The organism is Planctellipticum variicoloris, assembly GCF_030622045.1.
GTDB lineage: Bacteria > Planctomycetota > Planctomycetia > Planctomycetales > Planctomycetaceae > Planctellipticum > Planctellipticum variicoloris.
Genome location: NZ_CP130886.1, coordinates 2,790,189 through 2,808,765 on the forward strand (window position 1 = coordinate 2,790,189; position 18,577 = coordinate 2,808,765).

General features: G+C 64.2%; 8 protein-coding genes. 4 read left to right on the top strand and 4 right to left on the bottom strand.

Annotated elements, in window-relative coordinates:
- The first annotated feature begins 73 nt into the window (after positions 1–73).
- The 4 genes from SH412_RS10895 (at position 74) to SH412_RS10910 (ending at position 9,253) form a co-directional block, all read left to right on the top strand.
- Positions 74–688, top strand: coding sequence for an RNA polymerase sigma factor (locus tag SH412_RS10895; protein WP_336523543.1), 615 nt, complete (start codon positions 74–76; stop codon positions 686–688).
- On the top strand, positions 678–2,180 hold the full coding sequence (locus SH412_RS10900; RefSeq protein ID WP_336523544.1) for a serine/threonine-protein kinase: 1,503 nt from the start codon (positions 678–680) through the stop codon (positions 2,178–2,180). Before SH412_RS10895 ends, SH412_RS10900 begins: the two co-directional genes overlap by 11 nt.
- On the top strand, positions 2,177–7,114 hold the full coding sequence (locus tag SH412_RS10905; RefSeq protein ID WP_336523545.1) for a thioredoxin domain-containing protein: 4,938 nt from the start codon (positions 2,177–2,179) through the stop codon (positions 7,112–7,114). Before SH412_RS10900 ends, SH412_RS10905 begins: the two co-directional genes overlap by 4 nt.
- A 354-nt stretch (positions 7,115–7,468) precedes the next feature.
- Positions 7,469–9,253, top strand: coding sequence for an amidohydrolase family protein (locus tag SH412_RS10910; RefSeq protein WP_336523546.1), 1,785 nt, complete (start codon positions 7,469–7,471; stop codon positions 9,251–9,253).
- Positions 9,254–9,458: 205 nt separating this feature from the next.
- On the opposite strand, the gene trpE is transcribed toward SH412_RS10910, so the two are convergent.
- The 4 genes from trpE to SH412_RS10930 form a co-directional block, all read right to left on the bottom strand.
- The gene (trpE, locus tag SH412_RS10915; RefSeq protein WP_336523547.1) at positions 9,459–10,958 is read right to left on the bottom strand and encodes an anthranilate synthase component I; all 1,500 of its coding nucleotides are present in this window, start codon (positions 10,956–10,958) and stop codon (positions 9,459–9,461) included.
- Positions 10,959–11,162: 204 nt separating this feature from the next.
- Entirely contained in the window at positions 11,163–13,523 is a 2,361-nt protein-coding gene (locus SH412_RS10920; RefSeq protein ID WP_336523548.1) for an SGNH/GDSL hydrolase family protein, read from the bottom strand.
- A 102-nt stretch (positions 13,524–13,625) separates the two neighbouring features.
- A complete protein-coding gene (locus SH412_RS10925) occupies positions 13,626–17,288 on the bottom strand; it encodes an FG-GAP repeat domain-containing protein (protein ID WP_336523549.1) in 3,663 nt (1,220 codons plus the stop codon).
- A 424-nt stretch (positions 17,289–17,712) separates the two neighbouring features.
- The gene (locus SH412_RS10930; RefSeq protein WP_336523550.1) at positions 17,713–18,315 is read right to left on the bottom strand and encodes a hypothetical protein; all 603 of its coding nucleotides are present in this window, start codon (positions 18,313–18,315) and stop codon (positions 17,713–17,715) included.
- Between the last annotated feature and the right edge of the window lie 262 nt (positions 18,316–18,577).

Here is an 18,577-nt window from a genome sequence, read left to right on the forward strand (position 1 = left end):
ACAAGAACCGGATTCTCGCACGATTGGTGTAAGATTGCTGCCATCGGAGGAATAAACTGGCAGGAGGCAGTGAATGGTCGAGCCGGAAACACGTTCGAGCCTGATGGTGCGACTGCGCGATCCGTCCGATCAGCAGGCCTGGACGCAATTCGTCACGATTTACGAGCCCCTTCTCCTCCGCCTGATGCGTTCCCGTGGCCTCCAGGAGGCCGACGCCCGCGACGTCACCCAGCAGGTCATCGTCGCCGTCATGCAGGCCGTCGACTCCTGGCAGCCCGACGGGCGCGACGCCTCGTTCCGCCGCTGGCTGTTCGGCATCGCCCGTCGCCTGGCCTTGAAGTCGCTCCAGCGCGGCTCGCCTCCCCGTGGACCGGTCCGTCGCGGGGCCGGCGGCACCGAAATGCTCGAACTCTTCAACAATCTTCCCGAGCCCGAACAACGCACGGTCGACTCCTTCGACGACGAATACCGCAATGAAATCTTCCAGTGGGCCGCCACGCGCGTCCGCGACGACTTCCGCGAAACCACCTGGAAGGCCTTCTGGCAGACCTGCGTCCTCCACGAACCCGTCGCCGACGTCGCCGAGACGCTCGGCATGACCGCAGGCAACGTCTACGTGGCCCGCAGCCGCGTCATCGCCCGTCTCCGCCAGTTCATCGAAGAATTCGAGGGGGACCATGACCTGTAGCAACCCCTGCCAGCTCGATCGGCTGCAGCAGCTCCTCGACGAGTCCCTCCCGGAACCGGCGGAGCGGGATCTCGCCGAGCACATTGCATCCTGCCCTGATTGCCAGCAGCAACTGGAAACGCTTGCCGCCGGTCGGCACTGGTGGACCGAAGCCGGCGAGCGCCTCAGCCGCACGACCGCATACCGCCGACAATCCGACGACAGCGGCCTCGCACAGGATGACGACTCCTCCCACTTCGCCACCGATTTCGCCGTCGACTTCCTCGAGCCCGCCGAAGATCCCTCGCTGCTCGGCCGCCTGGGAGACTGCGAAATCGTCGAAATCATCGGCCGGGGCGGCATGGGCGTCGTTCTCAAAGGCTATCAGCCCGACCTCCACCGCCATGTCGCAGTGAAAGTCCTCTCGCCCCACCTGGCCGCCAGCGGGGCCGCCCGTCGTCGCTTCGCCCGCGAAGCCCAGGCGACCGCCGCCGTCGTTCATCCCCACGTCATGGCGATCCATTCGGTCTACGCCGGCGGCCGGCTCCCCTACCTGGTCATGCCCCTCATCCCCTGCCAGTCGCTGCAGGAACGGCTCGATCACCACGGCCCGCTCGACGTCAAAGACATCCTGAGAATCGGGATGCAGACGGCTCTCGGCCTGGCCGCCGCCCACGCCCAGGGGCTCGTCCACCGCGACGTCAAACCGGCGAACATCCTGCTCGAAGCTAACGTCGATCGCGTCCTGCTGACCGACTTTGGCCTCGCCCGGGCCGTCGATGACGCCTCCCTCACCCGGACAGGCGTCATCGCCGGCACCCCGCTTTACATGTCCCCCGAGCAGGCCGCCGGCGACGCCGTCGACCATCGCTCCGACCTCTTCAGCCTCGGCGCCGTCCTCTACGCCATGGCCACCGGCCGGCCGCCCTTCCGCGCCGAAACCACCTTCGGCATCCTCCGCCGGATTCGCGAAACCGCCCCGAGGTCGATCCGTGAGATCAACCCCGACATTCCCGAATGGCTCGAACGGGTCGTCTTCAAGCTGCTGGAAAAGGACGCCGGCGACCGCTTCGATTCCGCCGGCGACGTCGCCACGCTCCTCGAGCAGTGCCTGGCCCATACGCAGCAGCCGACGACGGTTCCGCTCCCCTCCGAAATCGCCAACTGGCCCCTGCCGACCGATCGAGAACTCGCCCCCGCCCCCTCCCGCCGCCCCATCGGGAAAGCCCGGCTCGCCGGCGCCCTGCTCGCGTTGGTCGTTGTCAGCCTCCCGTTCTGGTTCTCGCGGTCGCAACCCGCATCGGCTCCGAACGACTCAGTCGACCACGAAGCGACCGGCGAAGCCGCCCCCGCCGCGACCGACGTTCCGCTCAACTGGAACGCCACGCAATCAGAACTCGACGACACGGCTCAACAAATTGATCAACTCGAAGCCGCCGCCGCGGCGGATCTCCATTCCCTTTCCCCCACGTCTGCCGCACCCATCGACACTCAGTCCAAGGAAGAACGATGAAAACCAAGCTTGATCTGCGATTGACGATCGTGGCCTGGTGTCTGTTGGTGGTTGGGCAATTGATTGCTCAGGACGATGCCCCGCCCGCCGACGCCGAGGCGCGCATTCCTCCGGCGGCCCCTGCGGCTACCAGTGAGATTGTCAGCCGGACTTATGCGATCTCACACAACTTGAAGTCGGCCATTGACCGGCTGCCGGAGTCGTTCCGCAGTGATCCCCGACATCGCGATGTGATCGACGAACTGCAGCGACTCACTACTCAATTCAATTTTCTCAACTCACGCCGCAAGCCGCCCGACAGGCGGTGTCAAGACCTCCAAAAGATTGCAAAGTCCGTCGGCGATCTGATCAATCGCGATACTCCGCAGGACCAGCTCGCCCCGCTGGTTGACCTCGCCGCGCAACTGCTCTCGCAATTGGATCGTGAATCCGAGGCCGTCGACGGCTGGGGGACCAAAGTCCTCGCCGACTTGGCACAACTCGAATCTCGCCTTGGTGACGAGTTTTCCACGCAGCCCGAACTCGCTGCCACAGTCGGACTCGAACGGCTTCGAATAACATCCATTCCGCAATTGGGCAGCCACGTAAACGACTACTGGAAAGAGGGGCCGATTGCGACGGCGGCCTTTCTCCAGAAATACCGCCAGACATCTGCCGCCGCCCATGCCGCCGTTCTGCTGGCAAACGCTTACGAAGTCGCCCAGAACTCTCCGGCCGGCCTGCCCCTTCCCGCCGAAGGACAGTTTCGCGAACCGACGCGCCGTTGGTACCACCTCGCCATCGAACAGGCCCCCGACTCCCTCTGGGGAAAACTCGCTCGTGGCTGCCTGAACCGCCTCGACCTCGTCGGCCAGACGCTCCAGGTCTCGGGCAACTCCCTCGACGGCAAGCCCCTCTCGCTCGAGTCACTCCGCGGCAAGTCGACCGTTGTCGTCTTCTTCCGAGCGAATAAAGACTCTTGGCACCTCCAACCGAACAAGGCCCCCTGGTATCCATCGCCAAAGATTGACTCCTGGGGCCAGTTCGCCACCCCGTTGGAGTTCGCTGTCGCTACACGCGATCGTGGCTTCCAGCTCCTCGGCGTCCACTGCCACAACCCCACGCTGCCACAGACGGAGGTCGAAGATCTCCCCAAGCTCGCCACACCCGAAGTTTTCCAGAACAACGACCTCTTTCCAGTCATTGAAGACTCTGCTGACGCGGATTCCAGCGATTCCGTCCGCTTCGGAATCACCTGGTTCCCCCGTCTCTTCGTCCTCGTCGACGAATCCGGCAAAGTCGTCCGGACGCAGCAGACGGAGATCAAAAACCTCGATGAGTTTTTGGGTCAGGCGAAGCCTGCTCAAGGGGCCTCGGCACTTCCTGTCAAAACGTCCGCGGACCAACCAACGACCGCCAGCACTACCGAGCAGACTCGGCAGCCCGAATCTTCGACCATCGAGTTCCCGCCCCGCTCGCTTCAGACCGCCGTCAACCAGCTCCCCGAAGCCTTCCGAAATAACCCCGCCAACGGCAAAGTCCTCGCGAGCCTGACGGTCGCCAGTCGCGGGCCGACTGACGAAGTCACCACGGACGATCAACGCCAACACCTGCAGCAGCAGGCCAAAGACGCTGCCGCCTTGATCATCCCGGCCATCCCCCAGGAACTGCACCTGCCGCTCGCCAGACAGGCTGCGGGCGTCCTGGCTCAACTGTATCGCGACAGTCACGAAGTTCCCGACTGGCAAGCCAAGTCCCTTGCCGATCTCGAACAGCTCGAATCCCGCCTCGCCCGCGAATTCCCCGCTCGCATCGAACTCGCCTCGCAGGTCGGCATCGAACGCCTTCGGTGTCAGCTCTACTCGTTACCGCCGGAACAGCAGAACGAGATTAACCCCGACAGCCCGCAACTCACGTCAGAATTCATCGAGCGTTACCCCCGCACCGCCGCAGCCGCCCAGGCCGCCTACCTCGCGGCCACAGAATACGAACGCTGGGCTCTCGCCCACCTTGGTCCGAATTACCGCCCGCGCGACGATGTCCCCGAAATGGACGAGGACTACTTCCAGCGGGCCGTCGAGCAGTCTCCGAATTCGATCTGGGGCAAAGCGGCTGCCGGTGCGCTTCGCCGCATCCGCCTCGTCGGACAGACGCTCCAGGTCTCCGGCCGCTCGCTCGACGGCAAATTTCTGTCGCTCAAACAGTTCCGCGGCAATCAGGAGGTTGTCGTCTTCTTCCGCCCCGGCAAGTCCTCCTGGGGCGCGGCGGAGACCCCCGACGATTTCGCCGACGCCGTTCGTCGACGCGGCTTCGATGTGCTGGGAGTCCTCTGTCACTTGCCGACCGCGGCTCCCGACCAGATCGCCGAGTACGTTCGCCCAACCGCAAAAGACGGCCCGCACATGCCTCTCCTCGTCGACGCGGACGATGTCGACACCAGCAATTCGGTCCGTTACGGCCTCACGGTCCAGCGCCTGTTTGTTCTCGTCGATGCCACCGGCAAAGTCGTCCGGACGGCGACAGATCAGGTGAAAGACATTGATGCCTTCCTCAGTCGGCCGTTCGACACTCCGCCGGCCGATGCGGCGGCGGTCGTCAGTGCAGTCCAGACGAGCCCCACCTCGGAGACCGAGAGTTCCCCGGCGAAGTTTCAAACGCCGGCGCCGGCCGAACCCGAAACGCCACAAGTAACAAAAATCTTCCACCTCCAGAACGGGGTAGCCGCCGACTACGCCAAGCTGCTGCAGGACATTTTCACCGGAACGAAACTGACCGCCGACCCGCGTATCAACGCCATCCTCGCCGCCGGCGAGGAGCAGGAACTGCAGAAGATCGAAGCCCTGCTGCGCGCCCTCGACGAATCGAAAACAAAGCCGGCCGCGCCGAATGGCTCTGCGACGGCCACAGAAATGCAGAAGTCGCAGCGCACCGCTCTGGCCTTCACGGCAACGTGGGCCGGCCCCTGCCAGAAGATCCTCCCCATCCTGCGCTCGCTCGCCGAGCAGGGAGCGCCGATCCAGTTCGTCGACGTCGACCGGGAACCGGAACTGGCGAAGCGACATCAGATTACCTCGATCCCCGCAGTGATCATTGAGGAAGACGGGCGCGAAGTCGAGCGCCTGGTCGGAGTGGCTTCACGACAGAAACTTGAGAAACTGATTCTCGGCAGAGTTGTCACGACCCCCGACGCTCCTGCACCAGCAAGGAGTGTCGCCGCCGCATCTTTCGATCCCTTTGCCGTGTCGCAACGCTCCTCTGCTCCAGTCCCGTCGCCATCCCGCTCCCAGCCTCCCGGCCTCCTCGCGATCGAATCCCGCGCCGCCGAACTCGCCCACAAAGTCCGCGAACTGACGAAAACCCACGACTCCCCACACCCCGAGCTGATCGCCGCCCGCCAGCAGCTCGAACAGACGCTTACCGAAGCCCTCGAACTGAAGTTCCGGTCCGAACAGCGCCAGGTCGCCACCCTCGAACAGCGCCTCACACGCCTGAAATCGCAGCTTGAGCAGCGGAAGGCTGCGCAGAGCCAGATCGTCGAGCGGCGGATGCGGGAACTGCTCGAGAATCCGGTCACGGACTGGGACGCCTTACCGGACGCAGCAGGAAAGTTCCCAGTCCTTCTTGGCGCCGAATTCGCGCCGGGATCTCGACAACTCGTCAGCCCGGACGAGGTCCAAGTCGATTTCTATGCCCGGGACCAGATCACCGTCGATCTCTATGCCACGGACGGCATCTATCAGAACCAGAAGTTGCTCGGCGCTGTCGTCACTGCGCTCAACAAGATCCCCCTGGTCGTCGTAAACGTTCGGATGGTTCCCGGCGACAGCGGCAAGTTCGTCTTCGCCATTGTCCACGATCCGTCGCAACGCATTCATCGGGAGAAACAACAGACCGGCAAGGAGTCCGCGACCCGGCAGGCAATCAGCAGCGCCCTCAAAGCGGGCGGACTCAGTGATATCCGCTGGGAAAGCGGCAGCGAGTCTGCCACGCCCGAGGAGGTTCGCCCGGCCGAAGGTTCAGCCGCAGCGACGGAATCGCTCGTTCGCGGCCGGCCGTTGGAGGACCACGACATCGTCGTCGACCTCTACGCGACTGACGGCATCTATCAGAACCAGACGCTGCTCGGCGCTGTCGTCGCTCCGCTCAACAAGATCCCCGAGGTTGTCGTAAACGTCCGGATGGTTCCGGGCGACGGCGGTAAGTTTGTCTCCGCCATCGTCCGCAACACATTACGGCGATTCCTGAGTGAAGAGACGGAAAACGGTGGAATGTCTCCGACGCGGCGGGCGATCGAAGCCGCTCTCGAGGCCGGCGGGATCAACGACGTCGCCTGGGAAGGTGTGTCCGATGAGTCTCTGTCGGGGGAGTTTCTTCCGTCCAACGGCGAAGCCGCTTCCGGTGCAGCGACAGCACCCGCTCCCATCACTCCGCCCACCCGCAAACCGGCGGACTCGCTGGAAGCCTCCGCCCGCCTGACCCTCGACCTGGCCGAGGCGGAAGCCGACATCCGCGAAACGGAAGCCAGGCTGGCCATTCAGGTGAAACTGCATGCGAAGGGAGTCGTGGCGATCGACGAAGTGACCAGCGCCATGCAGCGACGCGACCGCGCCGCTCGCAAACGCCAGATTCTCCTCGACGAATTTGCGGCAACCCTGAAGGATCTCGAACTGCAGCTCGCCTCCGCCAAGACCGAGTACGAAGGCGCCGCGACCATGGCCGAGCAGACGTTGGCGCTGTTCCACCTGGCGCGGGTCTCCATGCGCGAAGTCACCGATGCGAACGTCCGTCGGACTCAGGCCGATCTGGCTCTGCAACGACTGCAGAACCGTTTCGAACTGCTGAAAAAAGCGGGCGAGAAGCTGCCAGGAGCAGCTCCGGGAACTGAACAGCCCCCGGCCGACACACCCGCCCCACCGGCTAAACCCTCCCTCGATCCCCAGCGGGTCAATAACTGATTCACTGCCCATGAGCGTGAGGCTCGCGCCTTGCCCCCTCTCCCGCATTCTGATGTGGGAGAGGGCCGGGGTGAGGGTCTTCGAACGTCCCGGAGGATGATCCACGGAGAAGCGACGGCCTTTCCCCTCGTCCAGCGCAGAAGTCGGGAGACGGAACCGGCGTCACTTCGCCATCGCGGCTGGAGATGGTGAGGACGCCCTGAGTCAACTCAACCGTCGCGCACGACCGTCGAATTCCTCTCGCAACCCAGTCTTGCAACTCGCCGCACCGCGCGCCATCCTGCCGCGGTGGCCTCACCCGTCCGCTTCCGGCCACGCCTTACCCCGCAAGGTCCTGTCCGGGAGACTCGCTCCATGAAACTCTTTCAGCCCTGGCTGCTGGTCTGTCCGTTCGTCACCTGTCTCGCGTCGTCACCCATCCTCGCTCAGGAAGACATTCGCGAGCTGAAACTGAAGGACTGGGCTCCCCGACCAATGCTGGTCCGCAAAGAGTCCGTGATCGAAACTCCCCGGTTTCCCGTCATCGACATCCACAACCACCTGGGAGGCGGGAAGCAGACTCTCACCGACGAACGCGTCCAACGCTACCTCGCCGAAATGGACGCTGCCGGCGTCCGCACGGTCGTCAACCTGGATGGCGGCTGGGGCGAACGCCTGCAGCAGACCATCGCCGCCCTCGACCAGGCCCATCCGGGACGGTTTGCCACGTTCGCCCTCGTCAACTTCGATGGCATCGACGACGACGACTGGTCGACGCGCGAAGCCGCCCGTCTCGAAGAGAGCTTTCAGCAGGGGGCCCGCGGCCTCAAGATCGACAAACGGCTGGGGCTGCGCTACCGCTACAAAGACGGCCGCCTGATGCCCGTCGACGATCCCAAACTCGATCCGATCTGGGCCGTCTGCGGCAAGCACAAGCGCCCCGTCGTCATCCACGTCTCCGACCCCGCCGCTTTCTTCACCCCCCTCGATCGATTCAACGAGCGCTGGCACGAGCTGAACGAGCACCCGAACTGGCTGTTCTTCGGCGACCAGTACCCGCCCCAGGCAGACATTCTGAAACAGCTCCACAACGCGATCGGCAAGCATCCGGAAACAATCTTTATCAATACCCACTTCGGCAACAACGCCGAAGATCTGGCCGCCGTCGGACGGGAGCTCGACGCGCACCCCAATATGTACGTCGACTTCGACGCCAGAATCTCGGAACTCGGCCGGCAACCCTACTCGACGCGGAAGTTCTTCCTGAAATACCAGGACCGCATCCTGTTCGGGACCGACACCACGCCGAAGCGCGAAGCCTTCCGGATCTACTACCGCTTCCTCGAAACCGACGACGAATACTTCGACTGCGCCGCCAGCCATCACCTGCAGGGCTTCTGGATGATCTACGGCATCTTCCTGCCCGACGACGTCCTCGAAAAGATCTACTACAAAAACGCCGAGAAACTGCTGGCGATGGCCGATCAGCCGGCCGCCGTCGCCGCACCGCCCGAGGGGGTTCTCAAGGTCAAGCCGACCGACGACTTCGAAGTCACCGGCGACGGCAGCCACAAAGCCTGGTCGGCCGCCGAGTGGGTGACGATCCCGCAGCGCACGAAAGGCGGGCTCCCCTACGAGTCGAAGCTGAAGCTCCTCTACTCCAAAACCGGACTCTACACGCTGTTCGACGGTACGGACGCGAAACTCACCGCCACGGCGAAGGCCGACTTCGACGACCTCTGGGTCGAGGACGTCTTCGAAATCTTCCTCTGGCCCGACGAAAAACAGCCGATCTACTTCGAGTACGAGATCTCCCCGCTGGGAGCCGAGCTGCCGATCCTGGTCCCCAACCTCGGCGGCAAGTTCATCGGCTGGCGCCCCTGGCACTACGAAGGGGGCCGCAAAACCCGCAAGGCGACATCAGTCATAGGGGGCGACAAACAGCCGGGCGCCGTCATCCAGGGCTGGACCGCCGAGATTTTCATCCCCTGGGAGCTGCTGACCCCGCTGCAGAACGTGCCGCCGAAACCGGGCACGCAGTGGCGGGCCAACTTCTACCGCGTCGACTACGACGACCAGAAATCGACCCGCTGGACCTGGGTCCCCGTCGGCCCCAGCTTCCACGAGTACCACAAATTCGGCCGCCTCGTCTTTGAATGAAGAGATGAATTTGGCCTCGTTCCCAGGCTCTGCCTGGGAACGTCGTCTTCGGACGCTCTGCGTCCTCTTCCGTTCTCGCCTGCAAAGAGGAAAAGAGCGAGGCAGAGCCTCGCAATCCTCCGGTTCCCAGGCAGAGCCTGGGAACCAGTGCGGCTGACTTTCTCCCGCATTTCTCCGCGTCTCCGCGGCAAAGTCCTCTTCTTCCTCAGCCAGGAGAATGAATCTGCTCCTGCGCCACCTCGATCGCCTTCAGCAGGCCGCGGGCCTTGTTCAGCGTTTCTTCGAACTCGCTCGCCGGGTCGCTGTCCGCCACGATCCCCGCCCCCGCCTGCACGTACGCCTTCCGCCCCTGCATCACCAGCGTCCGCAGCGCAATGCACGTATCCATGTTGCCGGTGTAGTCGAGGTAGCCGACCGCCCCGGCATACGGGCCCCGCCGCGTCGGCTCCAGCTCGTCGATGATCTCCATCGCCCGCACCTTCGGAGCACCGGAGACAGTCCCAGCCGGGAGCCCCGCCCGCAGCGCGTCGAGGGCCGTCTTCCCCGGACACAACTGCCCCGTCACGTTCGACGTGATGTGCATCACGTGGCTGTAGCGCTCGACCTTCATCACGTCGCTGACGACCACCGACCCGTACTGCGCCACCCGGCCGACATCGTTGCGGGCCAGGTCGACCAGCATCACATGCTCGGCCCGCTCCTTTTCGTCCGCCAGCAGCTCCCGTTCCAGCGCCCGGTCCTCTTCCTCGGTCTGACCCCGCTTCCGCGTCCCCGCGAGCGGCCGAATCGTCGTCTCGCCATCCTCCACTCGCACCATGATCTCCGGCGAGCTCCCGACGAGCTGCACGTCGGGGTTCTCCAGCAGAAACATGAACGGGCTCGGATTGACGATCCGCAATGCCCGATAAATATCGAGCGGCGTCGCCTCCGTCTCCAGCGCCAGCCGCTGCCCGATCACCACCTGAAAAATGTCCCCCGCCCGGATGTACTCCTGGCACTTCCGCACCGCATTCTCGAACCCTTCGCGCGTGAAATTCGACTCGTACGCCAGTTGTGGGGAGCCGGTCAGCGAAATGTCGGAAAGCGACAGCTCGGCGTTCGGCGCTCTCAACTGCTGACAAAGGTCGTCGATCCGGGCGACCGCAGCGTCATAGGCCTCCCGCGTCGTCCCGAACTGCCGCAGGTCCGCGTGCGCCACCGCCAGCACCGTCTTGCGAATGTGATCGAAGATCACCATCCGGTTGTAGAGCGCAAACGACAGATCCGGAATCTGGCGGTCGTCCGCCGGCGCGTGCGGCAGGTTCTCCGAGTAACGGATCGTGTCGTAGCCCGCATAACCGACTGCCCCGCCGCAGAACCGCGGGAGCTCCGGCAGATGAGCGGCCCGATAGCCGGCGAGCAGCGTCTCCAGTTCCTGCAGCGGATCCTCGGCGGTCCACGTCCGGGACTCCCCGCCGGACGTCTGCGTCATCGTGTGACCGCGGGCCTCCAGCCGCAGAAACGGCCCGGCCCCAAGGAAGCTGAAGCGGCCGACTTTCTCGCCGCCAATGACGCTCTCGAACAGAAACGAGTCGCCGCCATGCCGGATTCGGCAATACGCCCCGACCGGGGTCAGGGAATCCCCCACGAGCTGGCGATAGACGGGAACCAGATCGCCCTGCGTAGCGGCGCGGTCAAAAGCGGCAAAGTCGGGGCGGGGAGACATCAGGTTTCCAGGGCGGTCGGCAGAGCGGGATTGATGACTGAGCGCACAGACGCCGCAATCCTACCGCAGGTTCGCAGAACGCCACAACCAAGCGAGGAAGGTTCTGGGTAGGGTGAGTCGAGTCTTCGAGGCTCACCTCTTCCATCACGAATTGTTGCGAGCTTCGAAGACTTAGGTGCACTCAAAATGAGACTTGGTGGGGCCTTACCGCGAGGGAGATTCCGCGAGAACTCGCCGGAGCCACTCCCGGGCAGCCGTCCTCGCCGCGCTCGGCCGCAACGTCCACGCATCGTCGTGATTCACAAACCCCGTCTCCAGGAACGTGAAGTCCCCCGTCACGCCGGTCCCGGCCAGATAGTCCCGGACCGCCTGTAGCGACGCCCCCGCCACGCCGCTCGACTCGCTGCAGATCAGCTCCGGCCGCTCACCGAGCCGCTTCAGCCGGACCAGCGCCGCGTCCCGGTCGCTCCCGGGATACGGCCACGTCTTGACGCCATCGAAATGACTGAAGCTGACCAACCCCCGCCACAGCGGAGCAATCCGGTCGTCGTGCAGTCCCACGTAATGCGTCGCCAGCGCCCCGCGGGAAAATCCCACCAGCACCAGCCGATCCCGATCTCCGCCGAACTGCTCGCACACCTGCCAGATCGCCGCCTGCCAGTAATCCAGCGTCGGCTGCACCCGATACTCAGGCCCCGTCCCCCACCACTGGGTCACATTCGCCGTTCCTGCGTTGTTCAGATACGGCAGGCTGAGCATGAGGAATCCATCGGTCCCGCCGAGTCCCGCCGCCAGTTCTCCATCTTCCACCCGGCCGGAATTGAAATCACCGGCGGCATTCCGATACGGACCATTTCCCGCCAGTTCGACGAGGACGGCAAACTTCCGACCCTTGCTCCAGTCCGTCGGCAACGACACGACATGGTAGGCCTCCGTCTGCTCGAATCCCGGCGCCTTCTGCAGCACCCGCCGTCCGGGGCCAGGCGGCAGCGAAGAAACCGGCGGTACGATCACATCCGGCTCAACGTCCCGCAGATCGCGCGGCGACGCCTGAGCTGTCCCCGCCGGCCGCAACCGGATCTGCCGCACGTCCATCACCGCAAAGTTCGCCAGTTTCGTGCACCGCAGTTCCACCGCATGCGTCCCCGCCTCGGCAACTGTCACCCGTCCCGCCGATCGCCAGCGGAAATTTTGAAAGTGCCCGGTCTCCTGCACTTTGAGATCGAGCGGCTGGCCGGCCACATTCAGCCGGATGTCGCTCCCCCCTTGACCCGTCCCGCACCCCTGGAAGATCTCAACCTCCCATTCGCCCGGTTGCTCCGTGGCGAATTTCCACTCGGCCCAGTCCGCAGGATTCACCCAGTAACCGACCGTGTTCTTGTGATCGAGCGGTTCAAACTGCAGCTTCTCCCCATGCACGACTGCATCGCGCGCCGAGAGCACGATCACGCCGTCGACTCCTGTTCGCGAGACGACCGGTTCGGTGGCATAAACGGGCAGTCCGTGAACGTCCAGAACCACAACGGCCGGATACGTCATCTCCTTCGACAGCGTGATCGTCCAGCGGCTGGAGTCCTGTGCAAACGGCAGCATCCAATTGGTCGGCGGAACGAATGGATGGCCATATTCCGCCCCCCTTTCCACGAACGGCGTCCGAATCTCCCGCGGCCCCATCGCGGACCACCACGCCCGATGCACCACGTTGTTCAGCCGTGGCAGCACCAGCCGGCCTTCCGCAGGAGCCTGGTTCAGCACGAAGTAGAGCGCCCCGGGTTGAGCAAACACCTTCGCCCCGGCGAGTGGAAAGTTCGGCAATGCGTACACATTGTGCGGCGATCGCCGCCAGTTCCACCACGGTAGCAAAGTGTCTGTCTTGAGCCGTTCGAGCACGACCGGCAAGATCCGCCCCGCCAGATCGCGATGCCCCACAGGATTCGGGTGATATCCGTCCGTCGTCCACCCGGCCAGATCCGTCCCCGAGGCCTCTGCCGCAGCCCACCCGGCGAAGTGGTCGACGAGCTGCGTCTGCCGTTCCGCCGCCACCTCGCGCGTGACGGCAACGTACTGCTCCAGCCGGACGTTGCCGTGCTCGCCCAGCCCGTTCGCCGGCGACTTCGCCGCATATCGCGGCTCGGTCATCAGAATCGGTTCGCAACCCGCCGCGCGGATCCGGTCAACCAGCTTCCGGAGATTCCCGCGAAAATCGGCCAGCGACAGCCGCGACTGCTTCGCGCCCTGATCGACATGGCAGTCGTTCGTGCCGTACATCAGCAGCACATAGTCGGGTTTGTGCTCGTTCAGCTCGGCCATCAGTCGGGCCAGCGCCTGATCGGTCCGCTCGCCCCCAATGCCGCGATTCACCACAGTCACTTCACGTCCGGACGACTTCAGCTCAGCCGCCAGAACGGCGCAGAACGTCTCCTCGACCGTGACCCCGCCCCGCACCCCTTTGGTGATCGAATCGCCCAGCGCCAGGACGACTGTCGGCTCGCCCGGCGGGGCCGACATCCCCGGGACAGCAGCGCCAGCCAGGAGACCGACCCAGACCGCGAATCGAAGAAACATCCGGGACCCCATCACAAGTGATTGCAGTGACAACTTTCAGCCGGCCAACATTCTGGCTATTCGCTACTCGCTACTCGCTGTTCCCCGCTCGCAAGACTCCAACTACGGCCGTTTCCAGTCGCGAATCTGCTCCCAGAACGGTCCGCGGGCCTGCTCGCGGGTCTGATACCGCAGCAGATAATCCCGATACGCAGCATCCCGCCGACGTTCCTTCCCGTTCCGATGGGCATAGTCCGTCATCGTCTGGAACGGCAGCGGTTCCACCGTCTGACCGTACACCGTATTCATGTTGAAATCTTTGTCCCAGCCGACGTTGTAAATCACGAAGTCCACCACCCACCCCTCCGGCAGCGGCTCCTTCAGCGTCTCGAACGACAGCGCCATCTCGTCCCCGGCCGCGAAGATCACGTGACGGTCATCCCGCTCCCGCAGCAGTTCCAGCACATCGCCAAACCGGGTCAGGCAGCCGTCGACAGGAGCCCAGTGCTCTCCCGGCAGAATCCGTTGATAGTCGTACCGATCCGGACCGAACTGCGGATGCACGATCGTCGCCGAGATCCCCCCTCGCGATCGCAGTTCCGCCGAGATCAGCGGCAGCTCGATCTCCCGGTACGGCGCCGGCTCTTCATCCACCGTGAAGAAGATCTCGTCCCAGTAAAACTCCATATTCGTCGCAATCCGCAGCCGCGAGTCGCCCGGCGTCAAAGCGTCCGTGACGTCGACAACGATCGTCTTCGTTTTCCCGCCGGGGAATCCCATGGAAGGGCGAACCTCGCGCCAGTCCCCCTTGCCGTCCGGCGCCCACAGCGACGGCGGCTGCGGTTCCGGCAGATCGGGATTCTGCGACAGCGACACGTTGATCGCCGTATCCGTCGGGTACATCCACCCCGTCAGAAACAGCAGCACGCGCTTTGGCGTCCCGATCTCCCCCAGGTTCAGCTCGACCCAGTGCCGGTTCGTCAGTCCCTGCTTGAACTTCGTCTGCCACGTCTTCGCGTAAAGATCGTCCCGCTCCCGGACCAGCGGAAGCTGATCCCGCCCGGCCGGATCGCTGGCGGAAATCGGGAGCCTCGGATGGCGCGCCGTATGAATCGCCCGCTCAGCGAGAGCTGGCGGCCCGACCTTTTCATTGGTGTGAATCTGCACGCCGGCTGGATGGGCCACCGCGTAGAGCTTCACTTCGTCAAAGTACGCCGCCTCCCACAGTTCCTCGGTAATCCGCACTTCATAACGACCGTCGCGCGGCTTCAGACGCTCGCCATCAATCTTGAGATATTCCCACTCCCGCCACGGTGCCACCACCGTCTCGCCAAACTTCAACCCGATCGGCGCCGCCCACAGCAGGTCCGTGTGGAACACGAACTGCTCACCGTCCCACGTGTAAAGATACGGGCACGAGCCTTCCAGCTTCTGCTCTTCGCAAATGAACTCATCCGCCTTCGGACTGACCAGATTCCGCGGAATCCCGTTCGTCCAGACGACCCGCAGCACGTCCGCCCCGGCGAGCTTTCCCAGTCCGAAACGAGTGACTTGCCCCGAAACCACTGCGGACTGATACCGACCCGCCGACTTCGCCTCAATCAGCGAACCGACCCCAAAGTGATTGACCCGCCCGCTCGCCGTCGGGTCGGCCCCTTTGTTCTGCTGAGCGCGAATGGCGATTTCGAGCACGTGATTCGCCGAGCCACCCTCATTCCGAAACGTCGACAGCCCCTCCTCGCCTGCGATCACCACGTCCTGGTCGCGGTCGCCATCCCAGTCTCCCACGACAATCCGCGTCGCCTCTGTCGTCTGTGTCGGGCCGGCTGTTACGACCGCCGACTTTTCCGACCATACTCCCGTGGCATCCCCCCGCAATCCCATCAGCCCGGCGGCCGAAACCGCCAGACAGTCGAGCAACCCGTCATTGTCAAAATCGCAGACGATCGCATCACTCCACGTCTGCTGCAGTGTCCGGGAAGACTTCGGCGTCACCGATCCCGCCGGCGACATCGCCGTCTGCACGGCGCCGACCCCGGAAATCGACGTCGCCACCAGGTCCCAGCTTCCGTTCCCGTCGAGTTCCGTCGCAAACAGCCGCGTCCCGTTCTGCAGCGGCTCAAACTCGCGCGGCAGCTCCCGGAACCGCGTCCGCCCGTAGCGCAGGTTTTCGAGCATCCCCGGCTTCGGTCCCGCCAAAATCAGGTCCAGATCCATATCCCGATCGAAATCGACCACCGTCATCGCGGTCACGGCAAAGTCCGCCGGCGGCAACTGCGACCGGTCGGAAACGTCCTCAAACGTCCGATTCCCCAGGTTCAGCCAGAGCGACACTCCCTGGTCCCCGGCAGCGATGACATCCAGATCCCCTTCGTGATCGAAGTCGATCAGCACCGCCGCGGTGATCCCCGTCAACGCCTCCCAGCCTGCCGACTGCGCCGGCACTCGCAACGACCGCGGCGACATCGCATCCGCCTTGAAACTTTCGACGAACAACAGCCCCTCGGGGCCATACAGAACAAAATCGGGATCGGCCTGATGACACCGCCCCGGCGGCAGCGGAGGTTCGCCGGCCGCGGGCAATTCGACGTCGTCATCCAGATCGGCAGCCAGCAGCCCGGCGTACGCGCGCGGCAGATCCAGCGACGCCAGCCCCGTCCACGCACCATCAACCGGGGTCAGGATCGAAAGCTTCCGTTCCGACAGCACCGCCAGATCCGTCCGACCATCCAGATTCCAGTCCAGCGAGACCAGATCTCGGACGCCGGACAGGCTCGGCGCAGTCAGCGACCAGGCCTCAAACGACACCGGAATCGGTTCCTCCGCCTGCGGAGCGATCTCCAGCGTCGCCAGCGTTTCCGGCGAGAAGTCCAGCACCACAAATTCGAGCGAATGCCGGTTCAGCCGCAGCCGATCCGCCTGAGCCACCGCCTCCCGCTTCACGACGTTCGATACGCCCCCCACCTTGCCGGTCACCCCCGGCCAGTTGCCGACCTTCGCCGCCGTCTCGGCGTCCGCGAGAAACTGCAGCACATCGATCCGCGAGTGAGCCTTGATCGTCTCTGCAAACGGCTTCAGCCCTTCGCGGTACCCGACGATCGCGTCGATGATTGATGCGTCCTGGTTCCGCGCCAGCAGCGGCAGCCAGTCCTTCATCAGAAACAGGTTATCCGGAGCCAGCTCATACGCCTTCCGCAACGCCTCGGTGCGCGCAGCCGTATCCCCCTGTTCTTCCGCGACCATCCCGATCTCGTACCAGTAATCCGCCTGCGTCGGCTCGCGATCCGCGGCCGTCTGCGCCGCGGCCAGCGCTTCCGGCAACCGTCCCAGCTTGCGGAGCACGCGCGATCGCAGCAGTTCCGCCACGCCCGAGTCGGCCTCCCGCTCCCCCAGACGACCGAGCGTCGCCAGAACCTTGTCCCCCTGCGCCTGCAGCTCGGCCGCGTTGCTCGGCGCGATCTGCTGCAGCGCCAGCTCCTGGCTGACCGCCAGATTTCGCAACCCGAACCGCTCTTCCGGCAGTTCCCGATCGAGCTCCAGCAACAGCTCTTCCGCCTTGCCGAAATCCTTGTTTTCCAGGTAGGCCAGCGACAGATTGCGCGCCTCGACCAGCCGCTCGCTGGTCGCGCGATCTCGCAGCCCGACCCCGCCCGGTGCAACGACGACCGGCTCGACCGCCAACCAGCGATCCTGCACGAAGTACGCGACGACTCCTGCGCCGATCAATACCAGCAGGACGACAATCACTACGAACGGCGACACGGAGGCTTTGCGAGAACCGGACATGCTGAACATCCCTGATGCGCTTCGCAGCGAGGCGAATGCCCCGCAGAACGATCAAGGATTACAGTCCGATCCCGGCCGAATCGCAAGAGGACCCGAAAATTGCCGCATCGCGTACCCGTTGCGGGCCGCCAGCAGTCGTCGGAGCAATCCACCAGCTCTGTTCTTCGCCCCGGAGGGGCGCAGGAGTGTAGCCACGGGTGGAGCGGCGGGCGGCGAAGCCGGCCGACGCGCAACCCGTGGACCGCGACGCGCAACCCGTGGACCGCGACGCGCAACCCGTGGACCGCGACGCGCAACCCGTGGACCGCGTGGTTCCACCCGGCAGATTGCCGCGCAGAGGCAACCCCTGATCAAGAGGGGTTCACAATGCTCGCGGAGACTCTTGGTGCCCTCACACGCGTCATCCCAAGCACTCACTCAACCCCTACCAGCTCCCTGCGAATCCCGGAGGACAGTTCCCGCCCGCAAATTGCGAGTAGCTGTAGTACTTGTGACACGGGTAACCCGCCATCGGAATCCCGCCGCCGCAGCAGCAGCCGGTGCCGCACCCGTTCTCATGCCGACGGTAATAGGTCGCCGCGTACGGATACCCCTGAGGGGGCGGCTGAAGCGAGGCTTCGGTCTTATTCTTCTGGTTCATCAGATAGCTCTGATAGTCGAGCCGATCGTGCGCGGGCGAGTAACCATACGGCAGACCGTAGTTGAAGCCCCCGCGCCCCTGATACCAGCCGTAGGCTCGCAGCCCGTAGTTGCTCGAAAAGTGATAATCGGGGCGGTAATGGTACGCCATCGGACGGGCGTAGTGCGGAATGAAGGAGTAGCTGAAGCCCTGGGCATCCTTCTTCGACTGCCAGCGATCCTTGTGAAACAGGAACTTCGTCTTGGCGTCGTGGTGCTCGTTGACTTCGTCGTCGTTATAGCCGGCCTGCTCAACGGAACGGTCGCCGGCGCCGACAGACCCGACCAGCATCAGCGTACTGAAGAGGACGGCGAATCCGACCCGAGTGCTGAACTGAGACCGCGTCATGAATCCGTCCTTGCCCGAGTCCTGCGGGATCGACTGCCAGCCAGAGCGGCCGCGGCCGGGTGCACCTTCCACCCAGAGTAGAATTCGGCATCCGGCCGCCGCTTGAATCAGGCGATTCGGGGGACTTTGCCGTTTTTAACGGGGCACTCAGTCCGAGACGCCGTGGAACGCGGTTTCATCCAACGACATTCACCACCTGAACCCGCCCGAAGTCCGGACACGTCCCCTCCTTACCACAAATGAGCAAACAGGCTCCCCCCGT

Coding starts and splice junctions, on each gene's coding strand:
- SH412_RS10895 (WP_336523543.1), top strand. CDS start 74: ATGGTCGAGCCGGAAACACGTTCGAGCCTGATGGTGCGACTGCGCGAT.
- SH412_RS10900 (WP_336523544.1), top strand. CDS start 678: ATGACCTGTAGCAACCCCTGCCAGCTCGATCGGCTGCAGCAGCTCCTC.
- SH412_RS10905 (WP_336523545.1), top strand. CDS start 2,177: ATGAAAACCAAGCTTGATCTGCGATTGACGATCGTGGCCTGGTGTCTG.
- SH412_RS10910 (WP_336523546.1), top strand. CDS start 7,469: ATGAAACTCTTTCAGCCCTGGCTGCTGGTCTGTCCGTTCGTCACCTGT.
- trpE (WP_336523547.1), bottom strand. CDS start 10,958: ATGTCTCCCCGCCCCGACTTTGCCGCTTTTGACCGCGCCGCTACGCAG.
- SH412_RS10920 (WP_336523548.1), bottom strand. CDS start 13,523: ATGTTTCTTCGATTCGCGGTCTGGGTCGGTCTCCTGGCTGGCGCTGCT.
- SH412_RS10925 (WP_336523549.1), bottom strand. CDS start 17,288: ATGTCCGGTTCTCGCAAAGCCTCCGTGTCGCCGTTCGTAGTGATTGTC.
- SH412_RS10930 (WP_336523550.1), bottom strand. CDS start 18,315: ATGACGCGGTCTCAGTTCAGCACTCGGGTCGGATTCGCCGTCCTCTTC.